Annotated in this window: 21 protein-coding genes; 7 read left to right on the top strand and 14 right to left on the bottom strand. The window is 58.2% G+C overall.

Translation table 11 applies throughout. The features are described 5' to 3' along the window. Positions 1-105: 105 nt before the first annotated feature. Both Q7W83_RS17060 and Q7W83_RS17055 read right to left on the bottom strand, forming a co-directional pair. Positions 106-1,455 carry a heavy metal sensor histidine kinase gene (locus Q7W83_RS17060; protein WP_150637465.1) on the bottom strand — a complete coding sequence of 450 codons (1,350 nt, stop codon included), beginning with the start codon at positions 1,453-1,455 and terminating at the stop codon, positions 106-108. Further along, a complete protein-coding gene (locus Q7W83_RS17055) occupies positions 1,455-2,135 on the bottom strand; it encodes a heavy metal response regulator transcription factor (RefSeq protein ID WP_473656382.1) in 681 nt (226 codons plus the stop codon). The genes Q7W83_RS17060 and Q7W83_RS17055 overlap by 1 nt, the downstream gene beginning before the upstream one ends. Positions 2,136-2,290: 155 nt before the next feature. On the opposite strand from Q7W83_RS17055, the gene copI reads away from it, so the two are divergent. Continuing rightward, positions 2,291-2,812 carry a copper-resistant cuproprotein CopI gene (gene copI, locus Q7W83_RS17050; protein ID WP_150631596.1) on the top strand — a complete coding sequence of 174 codons (522 nt, stop codon included), beginning with the start codon at positions 2,291-2,293 and terminating at the stop codon, positions 2,810-2,812. A 61-nt stretch (positions 2,813-2,873) separates the two neighbouring features. After that, a complete protein-coding gene (gene queF, locus Q7W83_RS17045; RefSeq protein WP_150631595.1) occupies positions 2,874-3,704 on the top strand; it encodes an NADPH-dependent 7-cyano-7-deazaguanine reductase QueF in 831 nt (276 codons plus the stop codon). An 83-nt stretch (positions 3,705-3,787) separates the two neighbouring features. Here the strand turns inward: queF and Q7W83_RS17040 are convergent, their stop codons facing one another. Beyond that, positions 3,788-4,051 carry a DUF4404 family protein gene (locus Q7W83_RS17040; protein WP_150631594.1) on the bottom strand — a complete coding sequence of 88 codons (264 nt, stop codon included), beginning with the start codon at positions 4,049-4,051 and terminating at the stop codon, positions 3,788-3,790. A gap of 109 nt (positions 4,052-4,160) precedes the next feature. Beyond that, on the bottom strand, positions 4,161-4,781 hold the full coding sequence (locus Q7W83_RS17035) for an HAD family phosphatase (protein ID WP_150631593.1): 621 nt from the start codon (positions 4,779-4,781) through the stop codon (positions 4,161-4,163). 201 nt (positions 4,782-4,982) lie between these two features. Here Q7W83_RS17035 and Q7W83_RS17030 point away from each other — a divergent pair, with 201 nt between their 5' ends. Next, positions 4,983-5,672 (top strand): MlaA family lipoprotein, encoded by a 690-nt coding sequence (locus Q7W83_RS17030; protein ID WP_150631592.1) that lies wholly within the window; start codon positions 4,983-4,985, stop codon positions 5,670-5,672. A 61-nt stretch (positions 5,673-5,733) separates the two neighbouring features. Here the strand turns inward: Q7W83_RS17030 and Q7W83_RS17025 are convergent, their stop codons facing one another. After that, the gene (locus Q7W83_RS17025; RefSeq protein WP_150637459.1) at positions 5,734-6,033 is read right to left on the bottom strand and encodes a PilZ domain-containing protein; all 300 of its coding nucleotides are present in this window, start codon (positions 6,031-6,033) and stop codon (positions 5,734-5,736) included. Positions 6,034-6,309: 276 nt separating this feature from the next. Here Q7W83_RS17025 and rssB point away from each other — a divergent pair, with 276 nt between their 5' ends. Beyond that, positions 6,310-7,491, top strand: a complete 1,182-nt coding sequence (gene rssB, locus Q7W83_RS17020) for a two-component system response regulator RssB (protein ID WP_084323765.1) — start codon at positions 6,310-6,312, stop codon at positions 7,489-7,491. Then, positions 7,491-7,973, top strand: coding sequence for an anti-sigma factor antagonist RssC (rssC, locus tag Q7W83_RS17015; protein WP_150631590.1), 483 nt, complete (start codon positions 7,491-7,493; stop codon positions 7,971-7,973). Before rssB ends, rssC begins: the two co-directional genes overlap by 1 nt. Positions 7,974-8,086: 113 nt before the next feature. Here rssC and tal read toward each other — a convergent pair whose 3' ends face one another. Beyond that, a complete protein-coding gene (gene tal / locus Q7W83_RS17010) occupies positions 8,087-9,013 on the bottom strand; it encodes a transaldolase (protein WP_084318046.1) in 927 nt (308 codons plus the stop codon). 178 nt (positions 9,014-9,191) lie between these two features. Continuing rightward, complete coding sequence (gene dusA / locus Q7W83_RS17005) at positions 9,192-10,187, bottom strand: tRNA dihydrouridine(20/20a) synthase DusA (protein ID WP_150637457.1); 996 nt, start codon at positions 10,185-10,187, stop codon at positions 9,192-9,194. Positions 10,188-10,720: 533 nt separating this feature from the next. On the opposite strand from dusA, the gene Q7W83_RS17000 reads away from it, so the two are divergent. Then, a complete protein-coding gene (locus Q7W83_RS17000; RefSeq protein ID WP_150637455.1) occupies positions 10,721-10,939 on the top strand; it encodes a hypothetical protein in 219 nt (72 codons plus the stop codon). A 93-nt stretch (positions 10,940-11,032) separates the two neighbouring features. On the opposite strand, the gene Q7W83_RS16995 is transcribed toward Q7W83_RS17000, so the two are convergent. From Q7W83_RS16995 to Q7W83_RS16965, 7 genes are all read right to left on the bottom strand, one after another. Then, complete coding sequence (locus Q7W83_RS16995) at positions 11,033-11,794, bottom strand: transporter substrate-binding domain-containing protein (protein ID WP_473657640.1); 762 nt, start codon at positions 11,792-11,794, stop codon at positions 11,033-11,035. A gap of 229 nt (positions 11,795-12,023) precedes the next feature. Continuing rightward, positions 12,024-12,422 carry a hypothetical protein gene (locus tag Q7W83_RS16990; protein ID WP_473656381.1) on the bottom strand — a complete coding sequence of 133 codons (399 nt, stop codon included), beginning with the start codon at positions 12,420-12,422 and terminating at the stop codon, positions 12,024-12,026. 282 nt (positions 12,423-12,704) lie between these two features. Next, positions 12,705-13,640: a copper homeostasis membrane protein CopD gene (gene copD / locus Q7W83_RS16985; protein ID WP_473656380.1), complete on the bottom strand. Its 936-nt coding sequence runs from the start codon at positions 13,638-13,640 to the stop codon at positions 12,705-12,707. A 3-nt stretch (positions 13,641-13,643) separates the two neighbouring features. Continuing rightward, complete coding sequence (gene copC, locus Q7W83_RS16980; RefSeq protein ID WP_473656379.1) at positions 13,644-14,015, bottom strand: copper homeostasis periplasmic binding protein CopC; 372 nt, start codon at positions 14,013-14,015, stop codon at positions 13,644-13,646. Positions 14,016-14,070: 55 nt separating this feature from the next. Continuing rightward, positions 14,071-14,958: a copper resistance protein B gene (locus Q7W83_RS16975; protein ID WP_473656378.1), complete on the bottom strand. Its 888-nt coding sequence runs from the start codon at positions 14,956-14,958 to the stop codon at positions 14,071-14,073. Positions 14,959-14,969: 11 nt separating this feature from the next. Then, the gene (locus Q7W83_RS16970; RefSeq protein ID WP_473656377.1) at positions 14,970-16,667 is read right to left on the bottom strand and encodes a copper resistance system multicopper oxidase; all 1,698 of its coding nucleotides are present in this window, start codon (positions 16,665-16,667) and stop codon (positions 14,970-14,972) included. A gap of 114 nt (positions 16,668-16,781) precedes the next feature. Continuing rightward, positions 16,782-17,486 (bottom strand): murein L,D-transpeptidase catalytic domain family protein, encoded by a 705-nt coding sequence (locus tag Q7W83_RS16965; protein ID WP_150637441.1) that lies wholly within the window; start codon positions 17,484-17,486, stop codon positions 16,782-16,784. Positions 17,487-17,567: 81 nt separating this feature from the next. On the opposite strand from Q7W83_RS16965, the gene Q7W83_RS16960 reads away from it, so the two are divergent. After that, positions 17,568-19,310, top strand: a complete 1,743-nt coding sequence (locus Q7W83_RS16960; protein ID WP_150654202.1) for a L,D-transpeptidase family protein — start codon at positions 17,568-17,570, stop codon at positions 19,308-19,310. Position 19,311 lies beyond the last annotated feature (1 nt).

The raw sequence follows: 19,311 nt of genomic DNA, 5'->3' as shown, positions 1-19,311 counted from the left end.
CGGGCAAGCCCACTCCTGCAGAGTTTTGAGTCGTTCGCAATATTGTGATTCAACTCGGTCACTGCAGGAGCTGGCTTGCCAGCGATGAGGCCGGAATTGCTGTCCTCAATCTCCTTTGGGCAAATCAATCACAAACCGCGTCCATCCGTTATCCGATTCGCAACGAATCTGCCCGCCATGGGCGCGGATGATCGACTGGGTAATCGCCAATCCCAACCCCGCATGTTCACTGCTGCCTTCCTGGCGCGCCGGATCCGCCCGATAGAAACGATCGAAGAGTCGCGGTAGCAACACCCCGTCTATCTCATCGCCGCTGTTTTCAACCGTCAGGCTCAAACCTTCTGGCCGCTCAATAATCCGCACCCGGACCTCGCCCTCGGCCGGCGTGAACCGCAACGCGTTATCCAGCAAATTCGAAAGCGCCCGGCGCAGCATGCTCCGGTCTCCCACCAGGCGCGCGTTGCCTTCGCGGCTCAACGTCACTTGGGCGTCCTCGGCCAGCGGCGCAAAAAACTCCAGCAACACATCCGCTTCTTCCCCCAGTTCCAGTTGTTCACGTTTGGGCATCAACAATCCATGGTCAGCCTTGGCCAGGTACAACATGTCATTGACCAGTTGCGCCATCCATTGCAGTTCTTCGAGGTTACTGTGCAGCGCTTCGCGGTAATCCTCGATGGGCCGCGGGCGGGTGAGGGTGACCTGGGTGTGGGTCAGCAGGTTCGAGAGTGGCGTGCGCAGTTCATGGGCGATGTCGGCGGAAAACGCCGAGAGTCGCTGAAAAGAGTCGTCGAGGCGTTCGAGCATGGCGTTGAAGTGGTGGGCCATTTCCGCAAGTTCTGGTGGCATGTTCTCTTCGGGCAGTCGGGCACTAAGCGACTGCGCGGAAACGCCACTGGCGATCGCACTCATGCGCCGTAACGGACGCAACCCGCTGCGCGCCGCCCAGGCACCCAGCAGCGCAGTGGCCAGGGCTGACAAGCCGACGGTCAGCCAGATCAGGCGCTGCATGCGTTGTAGAAAGTGCTGGTGGTGGGTGATGTTCAGCAGCAGGGTCAATTGTGGTGAGTCAGGTTTTTCGACAAACAAAGGCGCATTCAAGACGCGGTAATCGGTACCGTCGTCGTTCAGGGTCGACAAACCCGGTGTCTGCGGCAGTTTATCGGGCAGGCTCGTGGTGCTGTCGTACCAGCGCGTGCCGTCGCTACCGGAAATGCGCAGGGACAAATCAGCCTGACGGTTCAATTCATCGGCCAATTTGATTTCGCTTTCACTCGACTGCAGATTGTGAAGCGCTTGACGCAGCCCAATCAGCTTGCCGTCCAGCAATTGCTGATCCAGCTCAACGAAGTGCGCCTCGCTGGCGCGACTGAACAACACTCCCGCGAACAACGAAACCACCGCAGTGCAGGCCGCAAACAGCAGCGCCAGGCGGCTGCTCAATGAAAGTCTGCGCATCAGGCCGGGCGCTCTTCGAGGACATAACCCATGCCGCGCACGGTGTGGATCAACTTGTTCGGGAACTCGTCGTCGATCTTCAGGCGCAAACGGCGGATGGCGACTTCGATCACATTGGTGTCGCTGTCGAAATTCATGTCCCAGACCTGGGAGGCGATCAGCGATTTGGGCAGCACTTCGCCCTGACGGCGCAGGAGCATTTCCAGCAGAGCGAACTCCTTGGCGGTCAGGTCGATGCGCTGACCGCTGCGTTCGACGCGGCGGCGGATCAGATCCAGGCGCAAATCGGCGAGTTGCAGGCTGGTTTCCTGATGCGTGGTGGTGCCGCGACGCAACAGGCTGCGAACCCGGGCCAGCAGTTCGGAGAAGGCGAACGGCTTGACCAGATAGTCGTCGGCGCCCAGTTCGAGGCCGTGAACCCTGTCCTCCACCGCATCTCTCGCTGTCAGAAATAGTACCGGCGTATCGAGGCCGGCGCTGCGCACGGCTTGCAGGATTTGCCAGCCATCGCGACCGGGCAACATCACGTCGAGGATCAGCAGTGCATAGTCACCGCTCAGGGCTAATTGCTGGCCGGTGCTGCCGTCGGCCACCAGTTCGGTGTTGAACCCGGCTTCGGTCAAGCCCTGACGCAGGTAATGGCCGGTTTTCGGTTGGTCTTCGACGATCAGCAGTTTCATGGGCGACTCGAGGCAAGTGGAACGAACGCTTTATACCGTGGGCAGTGATCGCGCAGGCCAACCTGACAAAGTTGTAATCTGGCTGTCAGGTTACGGGCAGTGGCAACAGTTTAGTGTGTTCCACAGGCTGAACTTTATCTTGTTGGAGTACGACTATGTTTTTGCGCAAACCCCTGGTGTTGGCTGCGTGCCTGCTGGTGTTGAGTTCGCCGGCGTGGGCATCGCCGGCGCGCACCTACGACTTCGGTCAACCAGCCTCGGCCGACAAGGCTGATCGCAGCGTCGAAGTGGTGATGGGCGACATGTCGTTCACCCCCAAGGCCATTGATATCAAGGCCGGTGAGACGGTTCGCTTCGTGCTGGTGAATAAGGGCCAATTGCTGCACGAATTCAACCTTGGTGATGCGGCGATGCATGCAAAACATCAGCAGGAAATGTCAAAGATGCAGCAGAGCGGCATGCTTACGCCTACAGGCATGAAAGAAATGGACCACGGCGCGATGGCGGGAATGGATCACGGCATGAAGCACGATGACCCCAATAGTGTGCTGGTCGAGCCAGGCAAGACCGCTGAACTGACCTGGACCTTCACCAAGGCCACCAACCTGGAGTTTGCCTGCAATATTCCAGGCCACTATCAGGCTGGCATGGTCGGCAAGTTGACTGTCAGTCAGTAAGCACTCAAAGGCGGGCGCAAAGGCTGGTAGAATCCGCTGATTCTTCAGTCAGGTTTCCGCCATGCATCCCGCAGCCGAACACTCGCCGCTGGGCAAATCCAGCGAATACATCGCCACTTACACGCCGTCCTTGCTGTTCCCGATCCCGCGCACTGCGAAATGGGCCGAGCTGGGCCTGACGGCAGAAACCCTGCCGTACAAGGGCGTGGACTTCTGGAATTGCTTCGAGCTGTCGTGGCTGTTGCCATCCGGTAAACCGGTGGTGGCGATCGGCGAATTCAGTATCCCGGCGGATTCGCCGAACATCATCGAATCCAAGTCGTTCAAGCTGTATCTGAACTCACTGAACCAGACGCCGTTTGCCGACACCGCGAGCCTTGAAGCGACGCTGGTGAAAGACCTGTCCGCTGCGGCGGGTAAGCCGGTTGGCGTGCGGATTCGCAGCCTGAAAGACGTTGAAGCCGAAGGCGTCGTGGCGCTGCCGGGCGTGTGCATCGATGACCTGGAGATCAGCGTCAGCAACTACGAGCATCCGCGGCCGGAACTGCTGCGTTGCGACGAGTCGCGCATTGTCGAGGAGAGCGTGCACAGTCATTTGCTCAAATCCAACTGCCCGGTGACCAGTCAGCCGGATTGGGGCAGTGTGGCGGTGGAATACCGTGGCGCGGCGCTGGATCACGCGAGTCTGCTGGAATACATCGTGAGCTTCCGTCAGCACTCGGACTTCCATGAGCAATGCGTGGAGCGGATTTTCCTCGATCTGCAACGGTTGCTGAAACCGGAGAAATTGACGGTGTATGCGCGGTATGTGCGTCGTGGCGGGTTGGACATCAACCCGTATCGCAGCACTGAAGACGTGCAACTGCCGAACCACCGCCTGGTCCGCCAATAAAAAATCCCCTGCAGGAGCGAGCTCAAATCGCAGGCATTAAAAAGCCCCGCTATCACTAGCGGGGCTTTTTGCATCTGGCGGGTTCAGATCCCCATGTTGCCCAGCGTTTGCACAATGTTGCGCAAGGTGCCGGCAATGGCGGGGTGCTCAAGTTCGAAACGTTCGACAGCCAGATTCACGCCATCGGCGAGGCTGGAGTCCTGGGTTTTGGTTTCCAGCTCAAGCTCAAGTTCGATCTGTTGCATCAGCGCATGGAGATCGGCGCGCTCGGCTTCGGTCAGCGGAGGATTCTGTTCCAATTGCTCGCGCAGGGCATTGAGCTGGTCTTGCAGTTCGCGGGCAGGCATGGCGTTCTTCCTTTTATCGATAGGCACTGGCATAGACCGCGGCAGCGCGCCAAAGGTCTATGGCTGACCTTTAGATTAATCCACTCGCGAGAAACCTGCATGATCTCGATCAGGGCTTTTCACCCTTGAGTCGACGCAGGCTGATGTCCGCCAGGCAGGTGTCGAGTTCGCCGAGATGATCGATCACTGAATGCACGCCCAGGCCAAACAATTGCACGGTAGCCTTTCCGCGCAGGTGTTCGCGTTCCTTTTGGCTCAAGGCTTGCCATTCGCTGGGCGCGAGTCCGCAGAGTGAGCCGCAGGAGGCCAGACCGATCGTCCACAGCCCGGCGTTCAGGCCCGATTGCAGCAATCGCGGTTCACCGCTGACCAGTACGCAGCCATCCAGTCGTCCGACATTCAACGCCATCAAGGCTTGCCAGCACGCATTCGGTGCCGGCCACGGATTGATTGTTTCGGGGTGTTGCGAAGGTTTGATCCACTCCGGCAGGGCGACGGCCAGGGAATGGCTGAGTGCAGGGGAGAGTTCGTCGAGCCAGGCGCAGGGAATCTGTTGGCGCTGCAAACTGTGCAAGCTGTCGAGGGCGCCTGGGGTGACCTCGGCGTGCTCGACAGAATGGGCGTCGTGTTGACGCGTGCGGGCGCCGAAGTCCACCAGGCAACCGCTGAGGCCAAACAGGACGGCGGTCAGGCTGGGGGCGGTGAGGGGTAAGGTTTCGGCGTGCGGCATGTAAACTTCCCTGAAATAGCGACAAGGCTATGTGTCGCCGGTGACAGTTGAGTGACATTGATGTGAATCGCTCACAGTCATGGCGAATCATCCGTAGGCCATCGCGCACGATGCTGCCTAAAGCGACTTTTCCGTCTTATACTAGCCAGCTTAACGCCCGGGCCAAGTCGCTCGCGCCAGTACAATCCAAGGAGTTTTTCTATGCGCTGGAGCAATCATCTAGCTCAGCTGTGTGTGTGTGCCAGTATGTTGCTGGCTCCGTTCGTTGCCCAGGCAGCTACGGAAGACGACCCTTGGGAAAGCATCAACCGTCCGATTTACAAGTTCAACGATGTGGTCGACACCTATGCGCTGAAGCCTCTGGCGCAGGGCTACCAGTTTGTGACCCCGCAATTTCTCGAAGACGGCATCCACAACATGTTCCGCAACGTCGGTGATGTCACCAACCTTGCCAACAACATCTTGCAGGCCAAACCGGCCGCTGCCGGCGTCGACACCGCACGCCTGATCTTCAACACCACCTTCGGCCTGCTGGGCTTCTTCGATGTGGGCACCAAAATGGGCCTGAACCGCAGCGACGAAGACTTCGGTCAGACGTTAGGCTACTGGGGCGTAGGAAGTGGCCCGTACTTGATGCTGCCGTTGCTGGGGCCAAGCACCCTGCGTGATGCGCCAGCCAAGTTTGTCGATGGCTACACCGGCCCGTACCCGTACATCCACGACGTACCAGTGCGTAACTCGATCTTCGGCCTGAACATCGTCGACACCCGCGCCAGCCTGTTGTCGGCCGAGAAGTTGATCAGCGGCGACAAATACACCTTCATCCGCAATGCGTACTTGCAGAACCGCGAGTTCAAAGTCAAAGACGGCCAGGTCGAAGACGATTTTTAATCTCGACCGGTAAAAACCAGGAAGGCGGCCAGTGGCCGCCTTCTTTGGTTTTGGATCCGGGTTATTTCATCTTCAAGATTGTAAGGCCGAGTTTCTGACTGGCGCCGTCCTGGGCTTTCACCCACACCACTTCAGTGTCGGCTTCGAGTCCTTTGAGTGCCGCATGATCGGACTCAATCCGCACGCTGAGCCGGTCGCCTACGTTGAACAAGCGCGGTGCCTCGACCTGCATGCCACTGCTGGAAAGGTCGATGCAGACGGCTGCAACCTCGTCCCCTTGATGAATCAGCGCGACATCGGCATCGACTCGCATGCGGATGAAATCACGTTTTTCGCTGTAGTCCCGTTCGGTTTGGCTCATGGGCTTCATCCTTCCATTGGGTTACGGTTTTGCCTGTTCTTATAACTCCCGGTGATTTGACTAGTAAAGACGTCAAGCGACCATCGGCGTGAGCTTGAAACGCCCCGCGGATGGGAGTACCGTCTGCGCCTTAGAAGGGCACCTCTGGTGTGCCTGTGAGTAGGGCAAATGCTCGAAAACGGTGCGGCAGAGAGGCTAGAAAGCGAATCCAGTAGTGTGCGCGGGGTCAATTGCCCAGCCTGCTACGCCAACCTAATTCTGGCGCCGTTTGCCCACATGCCAAAAACCAGTGCCACGCTGCTGATAATCGATGATGACGAAGTAGTGCGCGCGAGCCTCGCCGCCTATTTGGAAGACAGTGGTTTCAGCGTCTTGCAGGCCAGCAATGGCCAGCAAGGTCTTCAGGTATTCGAGCAAGACAAGCCCGACTTGGTCATCTGCGATCTGCGCATGCCGCAGATGGGCGGACTCGAACTCATTCGCCAGGTCACCGAACGGTCACCGCAAACCCCGGTGATTGTGGTTTCGGGTGCCGGCGTGATGAACGACGCGGTCGAGGCTTTGCGCCTGGGCGCGGCGGATTACCTGATCAAGCCTCTCGAAGATCTTGCCGTGCTCGAGCACTCTGTGCGCCGGGCCCTGGATCGCGCGCGTCTGCTGCTGGAAAACCAGCGCTACCGCGAGAAGCTGGAAAAGGCCAATCGCGAACTCGAAGCCAGCCTGAACCTGCTCCAGGAAGACCAGAATGCCGGTCGCCAGGTGCAGATGAACATGCTGCCGGTCAGTCCCTGGACCATCGACGAGTTCCAGTTTGCACACCAGATCATCCCGTCGCTGTACCTGTCGGGTGATTTCGTTGACTACTTTCGGGTCGATGAGCGTCGGGTAGCGTTCTACCTGGCGGACGTTTCCGGTCATGGCGCCTCTTCAGCCTTCGTTACCGTGCTGCTGAAGTTCATGACTACGCGCTTGCTGTTCGAGTCAAAGCGCAACGGCACATTGCCGGAATTCAAGCCTTCAGAGGTCCTTGGTCATATCAACCGAGGCCTGATCAGTTGTAAGCTGGGCAAACACGTCACAATGGTCGGTGGAGTCATCGACGAGGAGACAGGTTTGTTGACCTATAGCATCGGTGGTCATTTACCGTTGCCTGTGTTGTACACGCCAGACAGTGTTCGATATCTGGAAGGACGTGGTCTACCGGTGGGGCTCTTCAATGAAGCCACCTACGAAGATCACGTGCTGGAATTGCCGCCGACATTCAGCCTGACACTGATGTCCGATGGCATTCTGGACCTTTTGCCAGAGCCTACACTCAAAGAAAAAGAAGCGGCCTTGCCCCAACGGGTCAAGGCAGCGGGCGGCACCCTGGATGGGCTGCGGCAGGTTTTTGGATTGGCCACGCTAGGGGAGATGCCGGATGATATCGCCCTGTTGGTGTTGAGCAGGAATCTTTAATGAGTACCGGTAGAATCCAGTTCGCCGAGCAGGACGGCACCTTCGTCCTCAAGTTCGTCGGTGAAGTTCGCCTGACCCTGTGTTCGGCGTTGGATGCGACTATTGAGAAAATCTTCACCGCGATGAATTTCAACGCGATCGTGATTGATTTGACCGAAACCCGCAGCATTGACAGCACCACTCTTGGCCTGTTGGCCAAACTGTCTATCCTTTCGCGGCAGAAAGTCGGCCTGCTGCCGACCGTCGTTACCACCCACGAAGACATCACACGTCTGCTGCAGTCCATGGGCTTTGAGCAGGTGTTCAACATCGTGGACCGCCCGATCCCGTGCCCTGAGTGCCTGACCGACTTGCCTGACCAGGACCAGTCGGAAGAAGTGGTGCGGATCAAAGTGCTCGAAGCGCACAAGATCCTGATGGGGTTGAATGATTCGAATCGTGAAGCGTTTCATGACCTGGTGAATGCGCTGGAGCGTCATTGATACCTGTGGCGAGGGGGCCTGCTCCCGCTGGACTGCGTAGCAATCCCAAAATCGACACATAAAAAAGGGCGAACCCATCAAGGTTCGCCCTTTTTGCATTGCGCTGAACTAGATCACAGCTTGGCCTGCAGCAGCGCCTCGAGCTTTTCCTGGTCCCGAGCAAACTGACGAATCCCCTCAGCCAGTTTCTCGGTCGCCATCGCATCTTCGTTCGACAACCAACGGAACTGCGCTTCATTCAAGCTCAAGCGCGCTTCACCAGCATGACCCGGCGCCAATTTACGCTCCAGTTTGCCAGTGTCCGCCGCCAGCTTATCGATCAAGTCAGGGCTGATGGTCAAACGGTCGCAACCGGCCAACTGCTCAATCTGATTCAGATTTCGGAAGCTCGCGCCCATGACCACAGTCTTGTAGTCATTGGCCTTGTAGTAGTTGTAAATGCGCGTCACCGACTGCACGCCCGGGTCATCCGCGCCGGTGTAGTCGTTGCCGTTGGCCTTCTTGTACCAGTCGTAGATCCGGCCCACGAACGGCGAAATCAGGAACACACCTGCATCGGCGCACGCCGCCGCTTGCGCGAACGAGAACAGCAGTGTCAGGTTGGTCTGGATGCCTTCTTTTTCCAGAATCTCGGCAGCGCGGATGCCTTCCCAGGTGGAGGCGATCTTGATCAGCACGCGGTCACGGCCAATGCCGGCCTTGTCGTACAGCTCGATCAGACGGTGCGCACGCTTCAATACGGCGTCAGTGTCGAACGACAGACGTGCATCCACTTCAGTGGAAATACGGCCAGGAATCACCTTCAGAATTTCTTGCCCTACCGCAACGCCAAAACGGTCGCTGGCCAGGCCCACATCGCCCTTGCAGTCGCTGACGCAGGCGTTCAGCAGTTCGGCATAACCGGGAATGGCCGCCGCTTTAAGCAGCAGGGAAGGGTTGGTGGTAGCGTCCACCGGTTTAACGCGAGCGATCGCTTCGAAGTCGCCGGTGTCGGCAACCACGGTGGTCATTTGTTTGAGTTGTTCCAGCTTGGAAGTCATGGGCGTGCTCTGTCCTATGGGTCTAATGACATTACCCGAGCGCTGACAGCCACTCAAGGGCGCATGTACGTATCGAAGGCCCCGGCGGCAACAACCTGAAAACGGCTGTTTGAATGGCGGGGCGCGGTGTCGATAAATACGATGCCAAATAAGGACGCAGGTTCAACCCGGGTGACCGTTAGCGCCCGTCAAGCAACTCCGCGGCCTGATCCAGCAACGCCAAAGGCTCCTTGGCTTTATGAATATCCACCGACAACAGCTGCCGAAACTTGCGCGCGCCCGGGAACCCGGTGCCCAACCCCAACACATGCCGGGTGATGTGGTGCATCGAACCGCCCGCATCAATATGTGCCGCTATATAAGGCCGCAACTGCGCCAGCGCTTCGGCCCGACTGATCACCGGCGCCGTGCTGCCGAACAGTTGTTGATCCACTTCGGCCATCACATAAGGGTTGTGATACGCCTCACGGCCCAGCATCACGCCGTCGAAGGTCTGCAAATGCTCGTGACAGGCCTCCAGCGTCTTGATTCCGCCATTGAGAATAATTTCCAGCTGCGGAAAATCCGCCTTCAATCGCGCCGCAACGTCATAGCGCAGCGGTGGAATGTCGCGATTCTCCTTCGGCGACAACCCTTCCAGAATCGCAATCCGCGCATGCACCGTGAAACTGGTGCACCCGGCGTCGTGAACCGTACCGACGAAATCACACAACTCTTCGTAGCTGTCCCGTCCATTAATCCCGATGCGGTGCTTCACGGTCACCGGGATCGACACCGCATCGCGCATCGCCTTTACACAATCGGCCACCAACTGCGGATGCCCCATCAGCATCGCGCCGATCATATTGTTCTGCACCCGATCACTCGGGCAGCCGACGTTCAGATTCACCTCGTCGTAACCGTGGTCCTGAGCCATGCGTGCACAGGCGGCCAAGTCCAGCGGCACGCTGCCGCCCAGTTGCAGCGCGAGCGGGTGTTCGGCTTCGTTGTGACGCAGGAAACGCTCGTGATCACCGTTGAGCAGTGCGCCAGTGGTGACCATTTCGGTGTAGAGGAGAGCGTGCCTGGAGAGCAGGCGCAGGAAGAAACGGCAGTGGCGGTCTGTCCAATCCATCATCGGAGCGACGGAGAAGCGGCGGGAGAGCGGGGCGGGCGTGGCGGTGATTGGGGGCATTGGCGGTTCTGAGATGGGTGGGGCTGGGAGGTGGGGAGTTTATCAGGATTGGGGTTGCGGGGCTTAGGCGAGTCTTGTTGCCGTTGTTCAGGGCATCTGAACAGCGACATGATTGGAAATGGACTGGATCGTTATGGGTAAACAAATCTGTCGCCATTTTTCGCCGTGAAACGACTTCAATTTTGTGAAAAAAAGACTCTGAGGGCGAAGGACGCTTGCAAGCGTGTTGTATCGGCTACCGTTTCTCCACTGATCCACTTCGTTGATTTGGCGCCATTTGGGCGTTGGATGAACTATAGGCCTCGTGACAAAAGCGCAGCAACGGACAAGTGTAAGAACACTTCCGAGTGTCATGCAGGACGTTGCTCTTTTGATGATTCGTCTGGGGAACGACCTTTTTCGCGGCAAGAAGCCGCTGTAGCTGAACCAATGCTGTCGCCCCGCAAAGCTTCATAATGCGCATCGTCTTCCCGGTCTACGATGCTGACTAAAGCTTGCATCACCTCGCCCCCAGTCCACAGGGAAACTGAAAAATGACCTCAAACCTCTTCAAAGTCTTGCTGATCGGTGGTGCGTTGCTGTTGAGCGCCTGTTCGGGTGTAACCACCCAAAGCAATTACTCCGAAGACGTTCAGCCCTCTGCCGGCTTTGGCCCGGGGCCGACCAATAATCACAGTCAGTTGAATTTCCATGGCGGTGCGTTAGGTAACAGTTTCGGCGAGTACAGTTCCGGGTTGTTGCACGACGACTAGGGTCGTGACGCAACGGCGCGGCATTCCTGCCGTTGCGTGTTCCCGGAAGGGGGCTACTGCGCAGCCGAACGCAGGCGTCGCCAACGTAGAGGGCTATTTGGTCTCAGGCGTAGCTATCCACTGTCCCAAGACCTTCTGGTACTTCCCCGTCACCTTAGCCAGATGCAACCACTGATCCACATACAACTTCCAAGTCATATCATCACGCGGCAGCAGGTAAGCCTTCTCCCCATACTGCATAAACTGCCCCGGATTCACCGCGCATAAACCAGGTTTGAGCTTCTGCTGATACAACGCTTCCGACGCATCCGTAATCATCACGTCCGCCTTCTTGTCCAGCAGTTCTTGAAAGATGGTCACGTTGTCGTGAAGGCTCAATTGCGCCTTGGGCAAAAACGCGTGAACAAAGGCTTCATTGGTGCCACCGGCCGGTTCGACCAAACGAACCGAAGGCTGGTTGATTTGCTCGACGGTCTGGTACAGCGCCTGATCCTCGCAGCGTACGAGGGGGACTTTGCCGTCGACATCCAGCGTGGTGCTGAAGAAGGCTTTTTTCTGCCGCTCAAGCGTGACCGAGATTCCGCCCATGCCGATGTCGCATTTGCCCGCCAGCATGTCGGGCATCAGGGTTTTCCAGGTGGTCTGCACCCATTCAACCTTGACGCCCAGGCTGTCGGCCAGCGAACGGGCCATGGCGATGTCGATGCCCGAGTATTCGCCGTCCTCGGCTTTGGAGGTATAGGGCTTGTAGTCGCCCGTCGTACACACGCGCAGTTGGCCTTGTTGGATGACGTTGTCCAAATGCGATTGCTCTGCCTGAGCGGCAAACGATAGAGCGAGCAGACCACCGAGCATCATTGCGATTTTTATGTTTTTCATTGTTATCCGGCTTCCATGATGGAGTGGCGCTGAGAGTACCTACTTTCTGTCGCACCGCTCAACTTCATCCTCGCCGGGGCGGACTCAGTGACAGCAGCAACTTGACCCGCCGCAGCCAGATTTCTTCTTTACGCCTTCATGTTGATGACGTGAATCGATCGTTGACCCTGCTGCGATGGCAAGGTCAAGGGCATCTTTAAGGGCGTTAGTTGCTCATCGGCATCTTCATCATGCTCGACTGCTCATCCATCATTTTCATCATCATGCCCATCATCTGGTCTGAGCGGTCCTTGCCGCCGGACATGCCTTTGCCCATTCCCATGCCTTGGCAGTGGTTGTGCATCATGCCCAGGCTATCCTTCATCGTGGCCATGCCTTCTTGCATGGCGGCCCGGCGTTCGGCCGGGGTTGTGGCGGCGATCATTTTTTCGTGGGCCGCCTGCATTTTTTTCATCTGTTCGCTCATCGCCTTGTCTTGCGTGGCGACGGTGGCGGTGGTCGGTGCGGTTGATGGTGTGTCGGGGTGATGTTCCTCGACGGCCAGAGCAACCAATGGGCTACTGATGAGCAGTGCGGCGACGAGTGCTTTGAAGTGCGTATGCATGGCAATCTCCAGTGAGTCAGGGACGTACAGGAATTGAGCTGCGCTAAAGAGGCGAAGCCAAAGGGAGCGTCCGGTATTCCGGACGCTCGGAGATCGGTTTTAATTGTTGAAGCGAACGAAGCGCAGGCGTGCGGGCGGCCACAGTGCGAGCACTTGGCGGATCAACAGCGGTAGGTGAGTGCGGAACCGGAGCATAGTGTGTACTCGATCCGAGGGGGGAGCTTGAGCTTAGTCCCGAGCAAGAGGCCGTCATTGATCCATATCAAGTGGCGCCCCTTTACGTTACTCCGCGCTCATTTCCATCTCTGGACTCAACGTCCCCAGCCAGGCCACCAACCCCACAATCAACACCGCCGCCACCCACTCCACGACCACACTGCGTCGCAATGCATTCGCCGCTACCCGGTATTGCCTGTCCCGCAGCGACCGTTCCAAGAGTGGCCCAAGTTGAAACCGATTCAACGCGGCCAGCACCAGCATCCCGGCAAACAACCCCACTTTGATAAATAGCAAAATCCCGTAGGTACTGAGAAACACCTCGTCAAGTTCAGGGCCGACAATGAACAGGTAGTTCACGATTCCCGTTACGGTGATCACGACAACAATCACCGCGCCCACCCATTCGAACCGCTTGACAGCACGGACGAGCAGCCGGATGCGCTCTTCGCTTTGCAGTGAGTTGATCCTCGCTAACAGGGCAAATGCGATCAACGCTCCCAGCCACGCCCCCGCCGCCAGCAGATGCAAGATGTCGGTGATGAAATGCCAATACCGCTGGCTACCTTCATCCATCGCGCCATGACCGTTCCAGGCCAGGCTGGCGAGGGCGATGCCTCCAGCAGCAGATGCGATCAGTAGACTGATGCCGGGCGCTCGTTGGTTGAACATAACCGCCAAGCCGCCGACAACCAGCGCGACAGCGCGAACCGTCCAGGCCAGTCCCACGTCTGTCTCAAACACCATCATCTCGATATGCGGACGCAGCTCGGCAAAATCCGACTCGCCGCTCATGGCGCTCGCCATCACCACCATGCTGGCGACGGAAAACAGCACACCCAGCACCGTCGTTCCCACCAACATCGACCGAAACGGCAACACCGCGCCCGATCTCCGTTCCTGTCCTTTAAGGCTATAGAGCCCAAACAGCGCCAGGCCAAACAGCAGCATCAAATCCACATACAACCCAAAGCGCAGTGCAATGCTGACCGAGTCGCTCATCAATCACTTCACTTTGAACGTGACGTTGCCGGTGATCGGGTGGGTGTCCGACGACACCGCGCGCCATTCGACTTTGTAGGTGCCGGCAGGCAGTGGCGAAAGCGGTGTGATGACCATGGTTTTCGGGTCGCTGCCGCCGGAGACTTTAGCTTTCATGGGCATGGGGGAGTGCGCCATGCCGGGCATTTCGGTCATGACCAGTTTCGCGCCGGAAAACTGGGTCATGAGGCTTTCGGAAAAGTGCAGTTCGATTTTGCCGGGTGCTGCGCCATCCGCACCTTCTGCCGGAGTGGAGGAAAGTAGTTTTGGGTGCGCTTGAGCGAGCGCGCTAATGAGCAGCCCAATGACAACAGCGGTAGTTTTAATCATGCGCATGCAAGGCCTCTTACCGCTTTAAGCGGTTGTTTTTTTGGTTGTTGAGTTAATGCGTTTAGAACCACAGGCGAACACCGAGGACCAGGCGTGCTTCACTGCGATCCTCACCTTCGTCGTTGGCGTAGTCGGCGGTTCTGCCGTAGGTACGGTTCCAGGTCACGCCGATGTACGGGGCGATTTCCCGGCGAATTTCATAGCGCAACCGCAGACCGGCTTCGGTGTTGGATAACCCGGAACCGATCCCCCGTTGCGGATCGTTTTTGCCGTAGACGTTGAGTTCGACGGTTGGTTGCAGGATCAGCCGGTTGGTCAACAGGATGTCGTAGTCGCCCTCAAGTCGTGCGGCGGTTTGGCCTCCTTCCCCGATGAAGGCGGTGGCCTCGGTTTCGAAGTTGTACAGCGCCATCCCTTGCACGCCGAACGCGGCCCAGGTTTGCGGGTCGCCAGGTTTGAAGTCCTGGCGGACGCCGGTCACCACGTCCCACCACGGGGAGATGGCATGGCCCCACAAGGCCTGGATTTCGGCGTCTTCGGTTTTGCCGTTGGTGCGTTCGCCTTCGGAGCGCAGCCACAGGCGATCGATGTCGCCGCCGATCCAGCCGGAGAGATCCCAGGCCAGAGTGCTGCCGTTGTCAGCGTCCTGCCATTCGAGTTTGTCGGCGAGGAAGTAATAGTTGAGCGCGGTGTCATGCACGCCGTGGCCGGTCGGGCTGGCATACACGGCGGCCCGGTCGGCATCGGTCAGCGCCGGGATCGGCGTGCGGCTTTCGGTCGGCGCGGCGGGCTGCATCTGGCCGTCATCCATGCTTTGCATTTGGCCAGGGTCCATGCCCTGCATCTGGCTGTGATCCATGTTCTGCATGTCGTCGGTGGCGGCCATCGCCGAAGAAAGTGTCAGGCTCGCGGTCACGAGCGCCAAAGAGAGGGGGGTGAGTCTGGTCATGGGTAGGCGTCTCATTCTTCCACGCGAACTTCACGGAACATGCCCATTTCCATGTGGTACAGGAGATGGCAGTGATAGGCCCAGCGGCCGAGTGCATCGGCGGTTACCCGATAGCTGCGCCGGGAGCCGGGGGGCATGTCGATCGTGTGTTTGCGCACCATGAACTGGCCGTTCTCGTCTTCGAGGTCGCTCCACATGCCGTGCAGGTGGATGGGGTGGGTCATCATTGTGTCGTTGACCAGCACCACCCGAACCCGCTCGCCATATTTGAGGCGCACAGGTTCGGCGTCGGAGAACTTCACACCGTTGAACGACCAGGCAAATTTTTCCATGTGGCCGGTGAGGTGCAGTTCAATCGTGCGGCTCGGGTCGCGGCCGTCCGGGTCTTCGAAGGTGCTGCGAAGGTCGGAATAGGTCAGGACGCGTCGGCCGTTGTTGCGCAGGCCCAGGCCGGGATCGTCGAGTTTGGGGGCGGTGGTCATGGCTTGCATGTCCACCAGCGGGTTGTCTTTTTCCGTCTCTGGATGAGACTGCATACCGGGCATGGCCATGGCGCTGTGATCCATGCCCGCCATGCTGCCGTGATCCATTCCACCCATGCCCATGTCATCCATGGTCACCAGCGGGCGACGGTCCAGCGGTGGTACCGGCGCGGATAAACCAGCCTTCGCTGCAAGCGTGCCGCGTGCGAAGCCGGTCCGATCCATCGACTGGGCGAACAAGGTGTAAGCCGCTTCGGTCGGCTCGACAATCACATCAAACGTCTCCGCCACCGCAATGCGAAACTCATCGACACTCACCGGTTTGACGTGTTGCCCATCCGCAGCGACCACCATCATTTTCAGCCCGGGAATGCGCACGTCAAAGTACGTCATGGCGGAGCCGTTGATGAACCGCAGCCGCAGTTTTTCACCCGGACGGAACACGCCCGTCCAGTTCGAGTCCGGTGCCTGGCCGTTCATCAAGAAGGTGTAGGTGGCGCCGCTGACGTCGGCGAGGTCTGTGGGATTCATCTTCATTTCGGCCCACATCTTTCGATCGGTGACCGTGGAAGCCCAACCTTTCTCGCTGATATCGTGTATGAAATCGCCGACGGTACGCTTGTTGTAGTTGTAGTAATCGGACTGTTTTTTCAGGGTGTTCATTAGGCTGGCCGGGTCTTCGTCGGTCCAGTCGGTCAGCATCACCACGTAATCTCGGTCGTACTGGAAAGGTTCCGGTTCCTTGGCGTCGATCACCAGTGGGCCATAAACGCCGGACTGTTCCTGAAGACCCGAATGGCTGTGATACCAGTAAGTGCCGTTCTGCCTGAGCTGGAATGTGTAAACGTACATGCCGCCGGGTTCGATGCCGTGAAAACTCAGCCCTGGCACGCCGTCCATGTTGGCCGGCAGCAAGATGCCATGCCAGTGAATGGAGGTGTTTTCCTTGAGCCGGTTCTTCACCCGCAGCGTGACCGTGTCGCCTTCACGCCAGCGCAGCAATGGGCCGGGGATGCCGCCGTTGATGGTCATCGCGTTGCGCGGATTGCCGGTGATGTTGATCGGTGTTTCGCCGATGAACAGGTCGAACTCGGTGCCGGCCAACACCTGCGGTTCGCCAGGGCTGGTGACTGCCCACACAGGCGTGCGCCATAACCCGAGGCCACCGAGCAGCCCGCCCGCAGCGAGCCCTTTCACGAAGGTGCGTCTTGAAGTGTTGGAGTGCATGCCGTTTTTTATCCCGGTCCGTCAGTTGGGAGACAACTTGACGGCTAGGCTAGCGGGCGATGCCTTTCAGCAGGCTGAGGTGGAGATTACACTTTTGACAGGTTCACGCTGCATTCAACGGTTGGTGGTGGATTTCGACGCCGTGGCCACGGTCCCGCTACCGCAATTGATATACGAAGATTTCTTCAGCCAGCGCTGATCCGGGTAGTACGAAAACAACAACTGCCCGTCTTTCATCGAATCAATCAGCTTGTGCGCAATCGCCGGCCGTACGGCCGGGCAGCCCAGGCTTCTACCGATTCGGCCATTGACCCGTGCGAGCACTGGACTGACGTAAGGCGCGCCATGAATTACGATCGCCCGGTCAAACGCATTGTCGTTGAAACCCGGCTCCAGGCCTTCCATGCGCAGCGAGTAACCGTTCTGCCCGACATAGCTCTGCTGCGTGCGATACAGCCCAAGGCTGGTGGCGAAGCTTTCATTTTGATTGGAGAAGTTGACGGCCATGTTCTCGCCGCTGTTGCGCCCGTGGGCGACCAGTTCATGAAACAGCAACTTGCGCTTCTTTAAATCGAACACCCACAGGCGCTGTTCGGTGGACGGCAAGGAGTAATCAATCACCGCGAGTCTTTGGACAGGAGCCGCACCTTGAGCGATGCTGCATTGCGAGGCGCGAACGGCAAGGTTAATGACGTTGGCGTTGGCTTTCGGGGCCGCTTTGATGAGGGCGGCCGCGAGCGAATCGGCGTAGGCTAACGGTACGGACATTGCTGTCAATAGCAGGGTCGGCAGTAGATAGCCAATACGTAGTGGCGCCATATAGATGTCTCATCATGTTAAGTTCGAGTCTAGCAGTGCATTGAAAGCCAGGCGTTGAATGCGGGAGATTAAGGATTATCCATGGTGCTTTTAACAAGGTTATTCGTCATAAGCCGCGTATTTTTTATGGGCTTTCTGATCAGCGGCACGGCGCTTGCGGAAACTTCGCCGATTGAGCCGACAATTGCGCCTAACTCCGTTTTTGAGGCTGAAGCAGACGACAACGTCGGTCAGGCGATTCAGGCTTCGCTGGAACCGCTGAAAACTGCGTTTCCGCCTTTGCTGACTGCACCTCGTCATCGGCGCGTGGAGGTCAGCCGTCTGGTCATGGATTTTTATACGCATCGCGCTTATCGCGCAGCGTGGACGAATGACCGCGATGTCGCACAATTGATCGCCAGCCTGGGTGCGACTGAAGCCGATGGTTTGAACCCGGCGGATTTTCATATTGATGAACTGATCCGGTCCCAGACCACAATGCTGACCACGCCAGTGACCCCTGAGCAACGGGCGGCTTTTGATTTGGCGACGACGCATACCTTTATTACTGCGCTGCTACAGTTGCGGCGGGGCAAGGTCGATCCTTCGCGGCTGGATATTCACTGGAATTTTGACGCCAATGGCGTCGACCCGCGCGACGACGTCAATGCTTTCTTCGCGGCGCTCGACAATCACGATGTCGCGAAGGCGTTTGCCCTCGCTCCGCCGCAAGAAGCGGTGTACGTGGGGTTGCGTCAGGCGCTGGCGCAATTGCGCGGTATTCGTGATCGGGGCGGTTGGCCGCAAGTGCTCGTAGACCATTCGCTCAAGCCTGGCATGGACGAACCGGCTGTCGCGCAGTTGCGGGCGAGGATGGTCGCGGCAGGTTTTCTCGATCCGCGGTTGATCCACGGTACGAAGTACGACAGCGCCGTCACCGCAGCGGTGAAGAAGTATCAGAGCGAGCAATACCTCGGAGCGGATGGCATGGCGGGGGCGACCACGCTAGCGGCCTTGAATGTGCCCGTGGACGCACGCATTGATCAGGTTCGCGTGAACATGGAGCGCGCGCGTTGGCTGCTTTATAAACTTCAAGGCACGTTCGTTATCGTTGATATCGCCGGCTATAAAGTGGCGATGTACCGCGATGGCCAGCCGATATGGCGGTCCCGGGTGCAAGTCGGAAAAGCGGCGCGCAATACGCCGATCTTTCAGGCGCAGATCACCTACATCACGTTCAATCCGACCTGGACGGTGCCGCCGACGATCCTCAAGGAAGACGTGCTGCCGAAGATCCAGAGTAATCCCGGTTACCTGGCCGCCAACCGTATTCGCGTGATCGATGGTGAAGGCAACGAGCTCGACCCTGCGGGCGTCGACTGGACCCACCCGCGTGGCATCAGCTTGCGCCAGGATGCCGGGCCCGAGAGTTCGCTGGGCCAGGTGGTGATCCGCTTCCCCAACGACTACGCGATTTACCTTCACGATACGCCGCATCGCGAGTTGTTTTCCAAGACTGTCCGTGCGACCAGTTCGGGCTGCATCCGGGTGGAAAATCCGCTGCAACTGGTGGAGTTATTGTTCAACGACCCGGTTAAATGGAACAGCGCCGGTATTCAGAAACAGCTGGCCAATGGCAAGACCGAGAACATTCGACTGCCGGTGAAAGTACCGGTGTTGTTGGCCTATTGGACAGTCGATCTGGGCAGCGACGGGCGCGTGTCATTCAAACCGGATGTGTACGGCTACGATGCACCCGTACTGCGGGCGTTGAATCGTCCTGCGCAAATGCCGGTGTTGAATCTACATGCGGCGACGGCGTCGGTGGCGACGGGGCAGCCGTAAT

The organism is Pseudomonas sp. 300, from assembly GCF_055803035.1.
Note: the sequence above shows the minus strand (reverse complement) of the source record. Positions and strands in the feature narration are given on the sequence as shown.